The sequence below is a fragment of the Pseudomonas sp. GW821-FHT07G06 genome, assembly GCF_058986625.1.
The window spans coordinates 49,466-63,832 of the sequence record NZ_JBYSVW010000015.1 but is presented as its reverse complement, the minus strand read 5'-3'; the positions used below and the strand labels follow the sequence as shown (position 1 = coordinate 63,832).

General features: G+C 55.5%; 13 protein-coding genes and 1 pseudogene. 7 read left to right on the top strand and 7 right to left on the bottom strand.

Annotation, left to right across the window (positions count from 1 at the left end):
• Window positions 1-7: 7 nt before the first annotated feature.
• Window positions 8-97, bottom strand: coding sequence for a K(+)-transporting ATPase subunit F (kdpF, locus tag AC3WJW_RS22435; protein ID WP_007899818.1), 90 nt, complete (start codon window positions 95-97; stop codon window positions 8-10).
• A 343-nt stretch (window positions 98-440) separates the two neighbouring features.
• Here kdpF and rfbB point away from each other — a divergent pair, with 343 nt between their 5' ends.
• From rfbB to AC3WJW_RS22405, 6 genes are all read left to right on the top strand, one after another.
• Complete coding sequence (gene rfbB / locus AC3WJW_RS22430; RefSeq protein ID WP_429395209.1) at window positions 441-1,523, top strand: dTDP-glucose 4,6-dehydratase; 1,083 nt, start codon at window positions 441-443, stop codon at window positions 1,521-1,523.
• Window positions 1,520-2,395: a glucose-1-phosphate thymidylyltransferase RfbA gene (rfbA, locus tag AC3WJW_RS22425; RefSeq protein ID WP_493727443.1), complete on the top strand. Its 876-nt coding sequence runs from the start codon at window positions 1,520-1,522 to the stop codon at window positions 2,393-2,395. The genes rfbB and rfbA overlap by 4 nt, the downstream gene beginning before the upstream one ends.
• Window positions 2,396-2,441: 46 nt before the next feature.
• On the top strand, window positions 2,442-3,311 hold the full coding sequence (gene rfbD / locus AC3WJW_RS22420) for a dTDP-4-dehydrorhamnose reductase (protein ID WP_493727442.1): 870 nt from the start codon (window positions 2,442-2,444) through the stop codon (window positions 3,309-3,311).
• A 260-nt stretch (window positions 3,312-3,571) separates the two neighbouring features.
• Window positions 3,572-4,936, top strand: coding sequence for an ethanolamine permease (eat, locus tag AC3WJW_RS22415; RefSeq protein ID WP_493727441.1), 1,365 nt, complete (start codon window positions 3,572-3,574; stop codon window positions 4,934-4,936).
• 142 nt (window positions 4,937-5,078) lie between these two features.
• Window positions 5,079-5,246 (top strand): DUF2897 family protein, encoded by a 168-nt coding sequence (locus AC3WJW_RS22410; protein ID WP_007973599.1) that lies wholly within the window; start codon window positions 5,079-5,081, stop codon window positions 5,244-5,246.
• Window positions 5,247-5,413: 167 nt separating this feature from the next.
• Complete coding sequence (locus AC3WJW_RS22405) at window positions 5,414-5,971, top strand: TetR/AcrR family transcriptional regulator (RefSeq protein ID WP_493727440.1); 558 nt, start codon at window positions 5,414-5,416, stop codon at window positions 5,969-5,971.
• Here the strand turns inward: AC3WJW_RS22405 and fabF are convergent.
• The 3 genes and pseudogenes from fabF to AC3WJW_RS22390 form a co-directional block, all read right to left on the bottom strand.
• Complete coding sequence (gene fabF, locus AC3WJW_RS22400) at window positions 5,968-7,242, bottom strand: beta-ketoacyl-ACP synthase II (RefSeq protein ID WP_493727439.1); 1,275 nt, start codon at window positions 7,240-7,242, stop codon at window positions 5,968-5,970. The two genes, AC3WJW_RS22405 and fabF, sit on opposite strands and share 4 nt — an antisense overlap.
• Before the next feature lie 31 nt (window positions 7,243-7,273).
• Window positions 7,274-8,068 carry an SDR family NAD(P)-dependent oxidoreductase gene (locus AC3WJW_RS22395; RefSeq protein ID WP_493727438.1) on the bottom strand — a complete coding sequence of 265 codons (795 nt, stop codon included), beginning with the start codon at window positions 8,066-8,068 and terminating at the stop codon, window positions 7,274-7,276.
• 213 nt (window positions 8,069-8,281) lie between these two features.
• A pseudogene (locus AC3WJW_RS22390) lies at window positions 8,282-9,088 on the bottom strand (IS5 family transposase).
• Between the two features lie 307 nt (window positions 9,089-9,395).
• Here AC3WJW_RS22390 and AC3WJW_RS22385 point away from each other — a divergent pair.
• A complete protein-coding gene (locus AC3WJW_RS22385) occupies window positions 9,396-10,670 on the top strand; it encodes a Wzz/FepE/Etk N-terminal domain-containing protein (RefSeq protein ID WP_493727437.1) in 1,275 nt (424 codons plus the stop codon).
• 90 nt (window positions 10,671-10,760) lie between these two features.
• Here the strand turns inward: AC3WJW_RS22385 and AC3WJW_RS22380 are convergent, their stop codons facing one another.
• From AC3WJW_RS22380 to AC3WJW_RS22370, 3 genes are all read right to left on the bottom strand, one after another.
• The gene (locus AC3WJW_RS22380) at window positions 10,761-11,096 is read right to left on the bottom strand and encodes a ComEA family DNA-binding protein (protein WP_493727436.1); all 336 of its coding nucleotides are present in this window, start codon (window positions 11,094-11,096) and stop codon (window positions 10,761-10,763) included.
• A 112-nt stretch (window positions 11,097-11,208) separates the two neighbouring features.
• Window positions 11,209-13,203 (bottom strand): polysaccharide biosynthesis protein, encoded by a 1,995-nt coding sequence (locus AC3WJW_RS22375; protein ID WP_493727435.1) that lies wholly within the window; start codon window positions 13,201-13,203, stop codon window positions 11,209-11,211.
• 111 nt (window positions 13,204-13,314) lie between these two features.
• A complete protein-coding gene (locus AC3WJW_RS22370) occupies window positions 13,315-14,358 on the bottom strand; it encodes an MraY family glycosyltransferase (RefSeq protein ID WP_493727434.1) in 1,044 nt (347 codons plus the stop codon).
• Between the last annotated feature and the right edge of the window lie 9 nt (window positions 14,359-14,367).

Sequence of the window (14,367 nt, the reverse complement as noted above, 5' to 3'; positions counted from 1 at the left end):
GCCGCTCCTAGTTCCGGTCCGCGCGCAACAGCGCAACCAACAGATAAATGAACAGCCCCACTGCCAACAGCAGTGACACCCCGTCCAGAACGCTCATGGAAGTTCTCCGTATTACGGCGTATTGCCGCGTGTGGAGTCATTGTCGGAAAAGAGGCTGTAAAGGAACGAGACCGAGGGTGCGGGCCGGGCATAAAGAAAGCGTAAAGAGTGGGTTTACGCTGGGGTTACGGGGTGATGGAAAGCGTTCCGGTACGCAGAAAACCGCGAGGGTCGTACGCAGAGCTCCAAATTGCGCGCGAGGGTAGTGAGTGACGGCTGCAACTCATGGATAATCGAGCCTGAACGGCGCGACGCAACCAAATGGATCAAGAACTCTTGCACCTCCCCGCTCGCGCCTGCAAGCTACCGCCATTCGCATTACTGAAAAAGGCTGGCCCAACGTGCGTATCCTCATTACCGGCGGAGCCGGCTTCATCGGCTCGGCCCTTGTTCGCGAGCTGATTCAACACACCGGGCATGAAGTGCTCAACCTGGACAAACTGACGTATGCCGGCAATCTCGAATCGCTGACCAGCATCGCCAACGACACGCGCTACGAGTTCGTTCAGGCCGATATTGTCGACCAGGCCACCGTCAGTGCCGTGCTGGCCCGTTTCCAGCCTCACGCGATCATGCACCTGGCAGCGGAGTCCCACGTCGATCGTTCCATCGACGGACCATCGGAATTCATCCAGACCAACATCGTCGGCACCTACAGCCTGCTCGAAGCCGCCCGCGCGTATTGGCAAGCCCTCCCGGCGCCCGAGAAAAGCGCGTTCCGCTTTCATCACATTTCCACTGACGAGGTTTACGGCGACCTGCACGGTGTCGACGACCTGTTTACGGAAACGACGCCCTACGCCCCCAGCTCGCCCTACTCCGCCAGCAAGGCCGCGTCCGACCATCTGGTCCGCGCCTGGCAGCGAACCTATGGCTTGCCGGTGCTGCTGACCAATTGTTCGAACAATTACGGGCCTTTCCACTTCCCCGAGAAACTGATTCCGCTGGTCATCCTCAATGCCCTGGCCGGCAAGCCGCTGCCGGTGTATGGCAACGGCCTGCAAGTGCGCGACTGGCTGTTCGTCGAAGATCACGCCCGGGCACTGCTCAAGGTAGTGACCACCGGCACCGTCGGCGAGACCTACAACATCGGCGGGCACAACGAGCAAAAGAACATCGACGTGGTGCGTGGCATCTGCGCCCTGCTCGAAGAACTGGCACCGCACAAACCGGAAGGCGTTGCGCATTACGCCGATCTGATCACGTTTGTCCAGGATCGTCCTGGTCATGACTTACGCTACGCAATCGACGCCGGCAAGATTGAACGCGAACTGGGCTGGGTGCCCGAAGAGACCTTCGAAACCGGCCTGCGCAAAACCGTTCAATGGTACCTGGATAACCTGGAGTGGTGCCGCCGTGTCCAGGACGGCAGCTATCAAGGTGAACGCCTTGGCGCCATCAATCCCAAGGAGCTGCTCGCATGATGAAAGGCATCGTTTTGGCGGGTGGCTCGGGCACGCGCCTGCACCCGATTACGCTCGGCGTGTCGAAGCAACTGTTGCCGGTCTACGACAAGCCCATGATCTACTATCCGATCTCGGTGCTGATGCTGGCCGGCATCAAGGACATCCTGCTGATCTCCACCCCGCAGGATCTGCCGCAGTATCGCAATCTGCTGGGTGACGGCAGCCAGTTCGGGGTGAACTTCAACTTTGCCGAACAGCCCTCACCGGACGGTCTGGCCCAGGCTTTCCTGATTGGCGAGGAGTTCATCGGTGATGACCCTGTGTGCCTGATCCTGGGCGACAACATCTTCCATGGTCAGCACTTTGGCGAACAATTGCAGAACGCGGCAAAACGCTGCTCCGGCGCCACCGTGTTCGGTTACTGGGTCAAGGACCCCGAGCGCTTCGGCGTCATCGACTTCGACAGCGATGGCCGTGCGCTGTCGATCGAGGAAAAACCGAAAAAACCGAAATCCAGCTATGCCGTTACCGGCCTGTATTTCTATGACAACGACGTGATCGAGATTGCCAAGGCGGTGAAACCTTCGCCTCGCGGCGAGCTGGAAATCACCGACGTCAACAACGCCTATCTGCAACGTGGCGACCTGCAGGTCGAGCGTTTTGGTCGAGGTTTCGCCTGGCTCGACACCGGCACCCACGACAGCTTGCTCGAAGCCTCTCAATACGTGCAGACCATCGAACACCGCCAAGGTCTCAAAGTCGCCTGTCTCGAAGAAATAGCCTATGAAAATGGCTGGATCGACCGCGAACAACTGCTGGAGCGCGCCCGGTACTTTGGCAAGACCGGTTATGGCCAGTACCTGGCCAAACTGGCAGGGGAAGAGCAGTGAACCTGTGTGAGCCCGATTTGCCTCGTGAAGAGACTGGACTGCAGCCATGAAAATACTCATCAATGGTCGCAACGGTCAGGTCTCGCATGAGCTGCAAGGGCGGCTGGGGGTTGTCGGCGAACTGATCGTATTGGGTCGCGATCAGCTCGATCTCGCGCAACCCGATCAGATTCGCCGCCAGGTGCAAAACGTCAGGCCCGACCTGATCATCAACGCGGCAGCCCATACAGCGGTCGACCTTGCAGAAAGCGAGCCGCAAGCAGCCTTTGCCATCAATGCGATCGCTCCCGGCATCCTCGCCGAAGAGGCGCTGGCTCTGGACATCCCGTTGATACATTACTCCACGGACTATGTTTTCGACGGGTTGAAAGCCGGACCGTACAACGAGGACGACACGCCCAATCCGCTCGGGGTATACGGCAAGAGCAAGCTGGCCGGTGAACAGGCCATCAGGGACGTGCAAGGCAAATACCTGATCCTGCGAACCAGTTGGGTCTATTCAACCCATGGCCGCAACTTTCTGCTGACGATGCAGCGCTTGCTGCAAGAGAAACCGGAGTTGCGTGTAGTCGCCGATCAAATCGGAGCCCCTACCTGGGCCGGTACAATCGCCAACAGCACCCTTGCCCTGATTGAACACTGGCAGGCGAACGAAGTGGCCAACTGGGGTACTTATCACCTGAGCGCTCAAGGTGAGACCTCCTGGTTCGGCTTCGCCCAGGCAATCGGCGAAGCATTGCGACAACAGGGCAAACCCTGCGCCGCCCTGTTACCGATCCCGTCCAGCGACTACCCGACGCCTGCCGCCCGGCCGCTCAACTCGCGCCTGGATTGCAGTCGCCTGCAACGCGATTGGGGCGTCAGTCAACCTGACTGGCAGACGGCACTGCGCGAGTGCCTGTCCGAACAGACCTGAACATCAACGGCAGCCCGCACCTGCTTTGAAATACGACGTACCCGCATCGCAGCGGCGTCGTGTAGCAGACAGGCGGGCTTGCTCGCGAAAGCGGCATTTGTAGCAACGACGCCCCTGACTGACGCACAAAATTCGCACAATCAGTCGCGAACATCTCCGATACGACGCCTTTCAGCCCATTACGACGCACCCTCGCGAAATGGCACGCCCACTGCACAGGCCTCCCCCCGAGCGTTCCAAACCACTCAGGGAGCAAGCGCATGAACACACAACTCAAACCCACGCTGGGCACGTTGCATCTGTGGGGCATTGCCGTCGGGCTGGTGATTTCCGGGGAGTATTTCGGCTGGAGTTATGGCTGGGGCGTGGCCGGGACCTTGGGCTTTCTGGTGACCTCTTTCATGGTCGCCACCATGTACACCTGCTTCATCTTCAGTTTCACCGAGCTGACCACTGCCATTCCTCACGCTGGAGGTCCCTTTGCCTACAGTCGTCGCGCGTTTGGGGAAAAAGGCGGATTGATCGCCGGCCTGGCGACATTGATCGAATTCGTCTTCGCCCCACCGGCGATTGCCCTGGCCATCGGCGCCTATCTCAATGTCCAGTTTCCAGCCCTGGACCCGAAACACGCGGCAGTCGGTGCCTATCTCCTGTTCATGGGGCTCAACATCCTCGGCGTGAAACTGGCGGCGACCTTCGAGTTTGTGGTCTGCGTGTTGGCGGTCGCTGAACTGCTGGTGTTCATGGGCGTGGTCGCGCCGGCGTTCAGCTTCAGCAACTTCGCCCTCAATGGCTGGGCCGGCACCGACGTGTTCGGTGCTCCGGCGATTGCCGGCATGTTCGCGGCGATCCCCTTTGCCATCTGGTTCTTCCTGGCCATCGAAGGCGCCGCCATGGCCGCCGAAGAAGCCAAGGACCCGAAACGCACCATTCCCAAGGCCTACATCAGCGGTATTTTGACCCTGGTGCTGCTGGCGATGGGCGTGATGTTCTTCGCCGGTGGTGTCGGCGACTGGCGCACCCTGTCGAACATCAACGACCCACTGCCCCAGGCGATGAAAACCGTGGTCGGCGAAAGCTCGGGCTGGCTGCACATGCTGGTGTGGATCGGCCTGTTCGGCCTGGTGGCGAGTTTCCACGGGATCATCCTTGGCTATTCACGTCAGTTCTTCGCCCTCGCCCGCGCCGGCTACCTGCCGGCGTCCCTGGCCAGACTGTCGCGTTTCCAGACGCCGCACCGGGCGATCATCGCCGGCGGCGTGATCGGCATCGCGGCGATCTACAGCGACGGCTTGATCAACCTCGGCGGCATGACGCTGACGGCGGCGATGATCACCATGGCGGTGTTCGGCGCCATCGTCATGTACATCATGAGCATGCTCAGCCTGTTCAAGCTGCGCAAAACCGAGCCGAACCTGGAGCGCACCTTCCGCGCCCCGTGCTACCCGCTGGTGCCGTTCATTGCGCTGATGCTGGCGGTGGTGTGCCTGGTGGCGATGGCCTGGTTCAACACCTTGATCGGCCTGATCTTCCTGGGCTTCATGGCCGCAGGTTTCGTGTACTTCACGCTCACCGCGCAATTGCGCGCCGACGCTCCGGCGGATGCAATGCTGACCGGACTTTGAAAGCGTTCAAGTGAAGCTTGAACAACAGGCATAGAATGGGGGTGATAGCGATGGAACTGCGATGAAACCCCGTCACTCAAAGTGCTATACGCGATCGGTTGGCGAACCCTCGTCGACCCGCCTGCTTTTCAAGGAGAGTCCTATGCCCTGGTATGCCTGGTTGATTCTGGTCGTTGCCATTGGCTCGATCGTTGGTGGTCTGATGATGCTGCGCGACACCGCCCACAAAGTCGAACTGACCGAAGAGCAACGTAAACGCGTCGCCGAACGCAATGCGGAAATGGACGCCAAGGAAGCGCAGGACCGCTGAATGAAAACCCCGCCTTCGACGGCGGGGTTTGTTTTTGCGTGGTTTCCCCTGAACTTATGCCGCTTTGTACCCATATCGAAGCATCTGCATGCTTTTTAGAAGTAGAAGTACAGTCACCATGCAATTTTCATTGGGTAATATGGGCCGCATTGATGCGGAGATATCAGATGCGTTACTCGCAGGACCATAAAGCTCAGACCCACCAACGCATAATCAAGGAAGCTTCAGCGCGATTTCGACGCGACGGTATCGGCGCGACCGGGCTGCAACCCCTGATGAAAGCACTGGGCCTGACTCACGGTGGCTTTTACTCGCACTTCAAGTCCAAAGACGAACTGGTAGAGAAAGCCTTGCAAGAGGCTGGCGCACAAGTCGACGAATTGTGCGCGCAAATCTTCGCCGAGGAGCATCCACTCGATGCCTTCATCGACGCTTACCTTTCCGAATGGCATCAGACCTCACCCCACGAAGGCTGCCCGCTGTTGACCATTTCTTCCGAACTGGGGCTGCGTGGTCAACCGAGTCCGACCAGCGACGTCGTACTCAAGGCGCGACTCGATCAGATCCGGCACACCCTTGACGGAGAGCGCTCCGCCGACCGTAGCATCGTCATCATGTCTACGCTGGTCGGCGCCTTGCTGTTATCGCGCAGCGTGGCCGACGCCGGGTTTGCCCAACGGATTCTCGACGTCGCACGCGAACACCTCAAACACCCGCAGGATTAACCCTGCCAACGCTTGAACAGCACACTGGCATTGACCCCGCCAAATCCGAAGCCGTTGGACAACGCATATTCGATGGCCATCGGCCGTGCGTTGCCATGAACAATGTCCACGCCTTCAGTCGCGGGGTCCGGGTTTTCGAAATTGAGGGTCGCCGGCACGACCTGGTCGCGGATCGCCAGCAGCGTAAAGATCGCTTCGAGTCCGCCCGCTGCACCGAGCAAATGCCCGGTCGCCGACTTGGTCGATGTCACGGCAATGCCGTTTTGCGCACCGAACAATGCCTTGATCGCCGCCAGCTCCCCCAGATCCCCCACCGGAGTCGAGGTTGCATGAGCATTCAGATGCTGGACCTGAGCCGGTGAAACACCGGCCTGTGCCAATGCCAACGACATCGCTCGCCGCGCACCGCTGCCGTCCTCGGGACCGGCGGTCAGGTGAAAGGCATCGGCACTGGTGCCGTAGCCGACCAGTTCCGCCAGGGGCTTGGCGCCCCGGGCCAGCGCATGGTCCAGGGACTCGATGACCAGCAGCCCGGCCCCTTCACCCATGACAAAGCCATCGCGACCACTGTCGAAAGGTCGTGAAGCACGCTCAGGCGTGGCGTTGTAAGCGCTGGACAAGGCGCGAGCAGCCGCGAACCCGGCAAGGCTGACCCGATCGATCGCCGCTTCCGCACCGCCGCACACTGCGATATCCGCCTCACCCGCGCGAATCATTCGCGCCGCGTCGCCAATCGCCTGAACCCCGGCGGCGCATGCCGTGACCGGCGCGCCCAATGGCCCCTTGAAGCCATGCTGGATCGACACATGACCTGCCGCGAGGTTGACCAGAAATGAAGGAATAGTGAATGGAGACAAACGCCTAGGACCACGGCTATCGGTGGTACGCACGGCGTCGGCAATCGCGCCGAAACCGCCCACGCCTGAACCGATGATGGTGGCCGTGCGCTCCTGGGCATTGGCATCCAGCGCCTGCCAACCGGCTTGCTCCAGCGCCTGACGCGCGGCTTCCATGGCGAACAGGATGAAGCGGTCCATCTTCTTCTGTTCCTTGGGTGGGGTCGCCCGGTCCGGATCAAACCCGGCTTCCGAGTCATCAGCCAGCGTTGGTACTGCGCCGCCGACTTTTGCTGGCAGGTCGGCCACCACGTCTTCCGGCAGATTGCGCAACCCGGAACGGCCGGCCAACAGCCGCTCCCAGACCACTTCGACACCGCTCCCCAGCGGCGACACCAGGCCCATGCCTGTTACAACCACACGACGATCACTCATACCGCTCACACCTCAATCTGGTTGATGGCACTTACCGATAACGGGCAGCAGCCTTGCTTTTGGACAGGTTAGGCGCCATCACAAGACGCGCCGCCACGAACGCATTCCAATCCGCCGCATCGGGCAATGAAGGAATAGTGATCAATTCACCCTGATCCAGACCTGACAATGCAGCATCGACCATCTCACCCGCCTCCATCACCATATCCGCAGGAATTTGTGACGCATCGATGCCGGAGCGCTCCCAGATCTCGGTTCGGGTCACACCGGGCAGCACCGCCTGGATCTTCACCCCGGTGCCGTCCAGTTCGGCGTTCAACGATTGAGTCAGGCTCAGCACATAGGCCTTGCTGGCGCTGTAGGTCGCGTTGAATCGCTCGGGAAACAAGGCCACCACCGACGCAATATTGATGATTGTACCGCGCCCGGCCTTGGTAAAACCGGCTGCAGCCGCCGCGGCCAATCGCGTGACAGCGGTGATGTTCAACTGAATCATTCGCTCCAGTTGGTCGATATCGGCATTGGCCAAAAGCCCGTCCGCCGCCACGCCGGCGTTATTGAGCAAAAGGCTGATACTCGAATCGCTGCGTAACCGCTGTTCGATTTGCAGCACGTCTTCCTTTTGAGTGAGATCCGCCTTCAGCACTTCAACCTTGATCCCTTGCTCCGAGCGCAGTTTGCTCGCGGCCGCCTCCAGGCGCTGCTCGTCGCGAGCCACCAGCAACAAATCAAAACCACGGGCCGCCAACCGCTCGGCGTAAACCGCCCCGATACCGGAGGAAGCACCGGTGACAAGGGCCGTACCTTGGGACAGGACTGAATTCATGAGCGTGCTCCTGAAGAAATGAATGGGACGACGATTTATTATAGGCATAATCTAAGAAATATATGACACACATAATTTCAGCCTCGGACCAGCGGACAGGTGCCCTGCAATACAGCCTGCTTCTATCCCTGATCAACAATCGAGCGATATTCGATTAACTGCGGATGCACACTAGGCTCTGTGCGAAAAGTAATGTCGTAAATACCGCATGGCTCAAGCCAGCGAGACCATCGCCGCATAACTTTTCGCGAGTTGTCGAAGCGCGTAACGATGCGGCGGTTTTCTTTCAGTCAGCCAAACATACGCTCGATGATGTTGCGGCGCCGGTACTTCGGACGATCAAACAGTCTCGACAAACCCGGCTTGGGATGGCGTTTCATGCTGCGCAGAGGAATCACCGGCTGCATCCGATAGCGGTCGCAGTAACGACGCAAGCTTCGGCGTCATAGCCTTTATCAGCCAACAACCATCGGCAGCGTTTGCGAGGGCGGCCGCGCAAGCCTGGTATGTACGCCTCATCCAGCAACGGCTGGGCATAAGCAATGTCATTGGCTTATCCACCCGACAATAAAAATGTCAGGGGTATACCGTTGGCATCGCACAGCATGTAAATCTTGGTGGTCACGCAGCTCCGGCTGCGGCCGAGCGCATGATCTTGCGGTTCTGCAGGCCCCCTTTTTTCCCAGCACCAGAAGAGGCCCGGATTGCGCGTACTGTCGTGGAGTCAATCATCCAAGTTTCCAGATCGATTAACCCTTGCTCGTTCAGTTTGATGAAGCCTCTTGAGCATCTGGTCAAACGTTCCGCGATTGCGCCAGTCACGAAAACGTTGATAAACCGTTGACCAAGGGTCGAAACGCTCAGGCATGTCACGCCAAGCAGCACCGGAACAGCCCCCCAAAGGACACCGTTAAGCATCAAACGGTCATCTGTTCGTGGGCGCCCGCTACGACGAGGTTAATCGAATACATCCGCAACCAAATCCCAGGCTGTGTCGGGGAGTTCATACGGTTTGGCCATCATGGGCTCCAGCCTTTGATGGACACGGACTTTACTGAATCTCGACGCCTGTGGAATTCAAATTGGTTTCGACTGATTTCGCGCAGAACCTAGGCAACAAACCTGCTGCATTCCGCATGCGCTATCGATTGAGCAAAACGAACCAGAACAGGCTAAAAAAAAATTGACAGCTTCAATTATCAACTGCTTGCCGTGAGAATTTAGATACGGGAGAATGCGAAATATTTCTAAATATTTTTTCAGACTCGTCAGCTAAACCTATTGAGCACTCCTCAACGGCAGCTGACTTTTGTAACTTGAGGGTTTCATGAACTTCCCTGCAAAAATAAGCCCCGACATTGAGCATCATGAAATTGATGTTGCAGAATTCATACGCAACCTATGGAAACAAAGAGGGATAATTCTACTCTTTACCGGTCTTTCCACGGCGCTCGCCATTACTTATGCATTAACGGCAACACCCCAATATAAAGTACAAAACTATATCAGGCCGGTCGCCTCAACTGACCTGGATATGTTAAATGGAACCGGTCTTTACACAATCAAACCAGAAGAGTCATTAAGACGTATCGGCTCTTCCATGGAGTCGTATTCCGTACGCTTGAAATTTTTTCAGGCCAACCCGGAATTGCTCGCGCCAATTCAAGTAAATGGTAAATCACTCGAAGAAACGCTTGAGCGCTTCAACACCAATGGCTTTACAGTCGATCAAATCGACCCTAAAAAAACCGCCAATCTTTCGGAAGCCATTCAGTTTGGTGTTGAGTACCCATCGGGAATGGATGGCGTCGCTATTGTTAACAATTTCACCGACTTCGTCGTCAAACGTGAAAAAGAGAAAGTCGAATCGGACTTGAAAATCCTTATTGACAACCGAATTGCACAAACCGAAAGAAAGTTGCTCTCGAAGAAAGCAGCATACGAAGCCGATAAGGACTCAAAGATTGCCGTGCTCCTTGAAAAGGATCAGCTAAAAAAAGAGATGCTTCAAGACGAACTCAAGGCTTTGCGTCAGCAGCTTCAAACTCGCCGACAAAATCGCATCAAACAACTGGATGAAGCAATAACAATTGCCAAGAAGCTGGGTATTGTTGCCCCTACTACGCCATCTGCCCTTGGAGACTCCGGGCAAACACGGCAAGGCAACATGATTCGAACAGAAGTAAGCAACCAACAAATCCCTCTATACTTTATGGGTCAGTCGGCGCTGGAAGCAGAACGTGCGACATTGGTCTCGCGAAACTCTGATGACTTTACCGAGCCTCGTATTGATGAGATTCAAAAAGAACTCACCCTCCTTGCCAACAACCGCCAGGTCGCTTTGCTGCGTCAACGCAATAACGAAGAGCTTTTCTTGAAAGGCTTGAGTGAAATCCGCGAAGAATTGGCGCACTTGAAAAACATACATATCGAGTCTGACCAGTTCAATCTGGTTAATATCGACAGAACTGCTTCGCCTCCACCTTTTCCTATCAAACCGAAAAAAGCATTGATCGTCGGCGCAGGGCTGATATTCGGATTACTGCTCGGCACCCTGCTTGCTTTCGCTCGGACAACCTTGCTACCGAAAAAACCCGATTAACAAACACACCGCAGTAGAAACTTTCGGGACTATCTCTCGCACAAATAAAAAGGCCGATCAATGATCGGCCTTTGTCATTCAATCACACCCTTAGTTCACCTCGATATTCTCGCGATTCCTATCCAGTATCGCTTTCCCGATACCCTTCACTTCCAGCAATTCGTCAACTGAAGCAAACGCACCATTACTTTCACGATAAGCAACAATCGCCTTGGCTTTTGCCTCGCCCACCCCAACCAACTCACGTTGCAACGTAGGTGCATCAGCACTATTGAGATCGACTTTGCCGGACTGTGCCTTGGCGGTTACATCCTGCACCAGAGGAGCATTCGTCACCTCGGGTGGGTTGACAGGCGCGGCGATTGCCGCAAGAGAGGCGCTTGCAAGAAGGGCGAAAACCAGAGAGTAGAAACTGCTTGTACGCATTAGTGAAGCTCCATGCCATCGTTTGAGAAAGCAGCCTTTCCGAAGCTGCTCTCCAAACTTAGGCGATCTCATGGAACTGTCAAAAATGTGTACGTTACAGGATATGAAACAATCAGGGTTCGAGGCGGCGCTGCTGGAAAATCCAGTCGACGATTTCCCCGTCCGGGGTATAGCCACTCACCGTTTCACGTAAGATTTGACGCACTTGAGTGTAATCATCGCGCTCTACAGCAGACAGTAACTCACTCAGCCTGACTTTAAGGACATCCCAAGTGAGATAGTCTTCGCTGGCTGTCATGATCATCGGGTGCGACGTAGCCGCAACGTTATCCCCAATAAGCAATTCTTCATAAAGTTTCTCACCAGGTCTCAGACCGGTGAACAGAATGGAGATATCGCCATGTTGATTTTTTTCCGAACGTACGCTCAAGCCGGAGAGATGAATCATTTTCTCCGCCAGCTCGACAATTTTTACCGGTTCACCCATATCCAGAACAAAAACATCCCCCCCCTGCCCCATCGAGCCAGCTTGAATCACAAGCTGGGCCGCTTCCGGGATGGTCATAAAGTAACGGGTTATTTTCGGATGGGTAACCGTTAAAGGACCGCCGGACATGATCTGTTTGTGAAACAGCGGAATTACCGAGCCGGAAGATCCTAGTACATTGCCGAATCGCACCATGGTAAACCTGGTTTTATTGACTCGAGAGACGTTGGTCTTATCGCCAAACATCACCGGCGCCACCTCGCGACTCAATGCCTGCAGCGTCAACTCCGCCAACCGCTTCGTACTGCCCATGACGTTCGTAGGACGCACGGCCTTATCCGTAGAGATCAGTACGAAATTCGCAACTCCGGCCTGAAGAGCAGCTTGTGCGGTATTCAACGTACCAACTACATTGTTCCACACCCCTTCGGCAATATTATGCTCAACCATCGGGACATGTTTATAAGCGGCAGCGTGATACACCGTATCAACATGCCAGGTTTTCATTACATCTAGAAGTTTGTCCTGATTACGCACAGAACCAAGTATTGGTAACAGACGTACAGACAGCGACTCTCGTGATATACGCTGTTCCAACTCCGAGAGAATACTGTAAAGATTGAACTCACTGTGTTCGAACAACAAAAGCGTCGTCGGTTGCAGGACCAGGATCTGACGACAAAGCTCGGAGCCGATAGAGCCGCCGGCGCCCGTGACGAGAACCGATTGATCCTTGATGCAATGCTCCAGCAAATCACCCTGTGCTGGCACAGCATCCCGACCGAGCAGGTCCGCGATATCAACCTCTTGGATATCGTCAACCTTGACTCGCCCGCTGGCGAGGTCCATGAACCCCGGAACACTTCGTACGTGCAGTGGGAATCGCTCCAGAAAGCCAAGAATCTCACGGCGGCGAGCACGATTCACTGATGGAACCGCAAGTAGAATTTCCTGCGCCCCGGTAACATCAATCATGCGTTGAATATGTTTGGGCTTATACACCTGCAAGCCAGAGATCACGCGATCAGCGATGCTTTTATCATCATCAATGAATGCAACCGGGCGCATCGCGCGCCCCATCCGAAGTGCTGCAACCAATTGGTTCCCGGCCGCGCCCGCTCCATAAATAGCTACGCGTGGCAGCCCATCGTCACGATTGGTAAACGGCACATGTTGTGCCGCTGCAAACCAGTCACCCAGAAAATACTGGCGCATAGCAAGACGAAGCCCTCCCACCATGATCAGGCTAAGCCACCAGTAGTTAAAAATAATTGACCGCGGGACAACATTCTGATGATTGCTGTACCAGAACACCACCACTCCGAGAATCAGGGCAGAAAGGCTGACAGCCTTGATAATCGCAATCAGGGCATCGTTACCGAAGTAACGCATCACCGCCCGGTACATTCCGAAGCGGATGAAAAGAGGAATCGCGATGACCGGGGCAGCCAGGAACAACCAAAAATGCTGGGTAAACGGATTGATCATCTCGTCAATACCCAGGCGAACGATGAATGACATCCACAACGCTATCCAGACGAGCGAGCAGTCAGTGATGACTTGCAAGATACGTTTGCGACTACGTGGAAGCCTTAACAAATATGCCCGAAGATTATCCATAAAACCCCTTTCGCACTCCTGAAAGCTTCAAGCGCTGGATACTTAAAATCAAAGATCAATTATTTAACATGACTGCTTTTTTGTAACCTTACCAATCGGGCGAAATCCACCTCAATTCACCTTTTCCAGCTCGCCCGCATGGTACCTGACGGCGAGTAAAACCAAGGGAACGTATGCTATCAGCAGGCCGAAAAGGCCATTTAAGGCCCCTACCCCAACACACAGAGCGATCGGAAGCAGCCAAAACAGGTTAATCATCAAGACACCGACCGTTACCGGTAGATGACGACCGACACTTCTAGAGGCGAACTGATAGGCATGACTGCGATGCGCCTCATAAACTTTATCGCCCCGCATCAAACGCCGCAACAAGGTGAATGTGGCATCGACAATGAATACGCCAAGTAGAATCAACCAGACCCACAATAGTTGTGGTGCGCTAGCGGATGCCTGAAGGGAAAAAATGCCCAGTATGATGCCCAGAAACCCACTACCCGCATCCCCCATGAAAATTCGCGCAGGTGGAAAATTCCAGCAAAGAAACCCCAGCACCGCAGCGGCGAGCAGTAAAGGTGCCCAAACCAGAGCATCAAAACCGGTAACCCAATAAATCAGACAAGCACCGATACACGCAGTTACAGCCTCAACCCCGGCGATTCCATCAATTCCATCCATGAAGTTGTAAAGATTAAGCATCCAGACCAGATAGAAAGCGGCAACAACATGACCTAACCAACCGAGATCGATCGTTAGGCCGAAAGCATCTATCGGAGCCAGACCACCAAGCCAAAACAATGCCCAGATCGCGCCAGCGAAATGAGCCAATAGACGCCAGCGAGCCGCAATATGACCGTGATCGTCAAGAAATCCAATCACAGCAACCCAGGCTCCAGCACCAATCAATGCCATTGCATTTGACCAGGTTACAAGTCCTGTGGCACCGAGTAACGGCATGACCAACAGAAAACAAACAACAATGGCAACCCCTCCACCGCGAGGAGTAGGGATCGAGTGTGAACTCCGGACATTTGGCACATCAATGAGACTGTTCTTCAACGCGTAAATACGCAGTGCCCCGGTCAAACCGAGCGACAAAAGAATTACCGCAGGAAAGGCGAGCCAGTAATACTCGGTTGAAAAATGTGCATTTATCATTATAGAAAC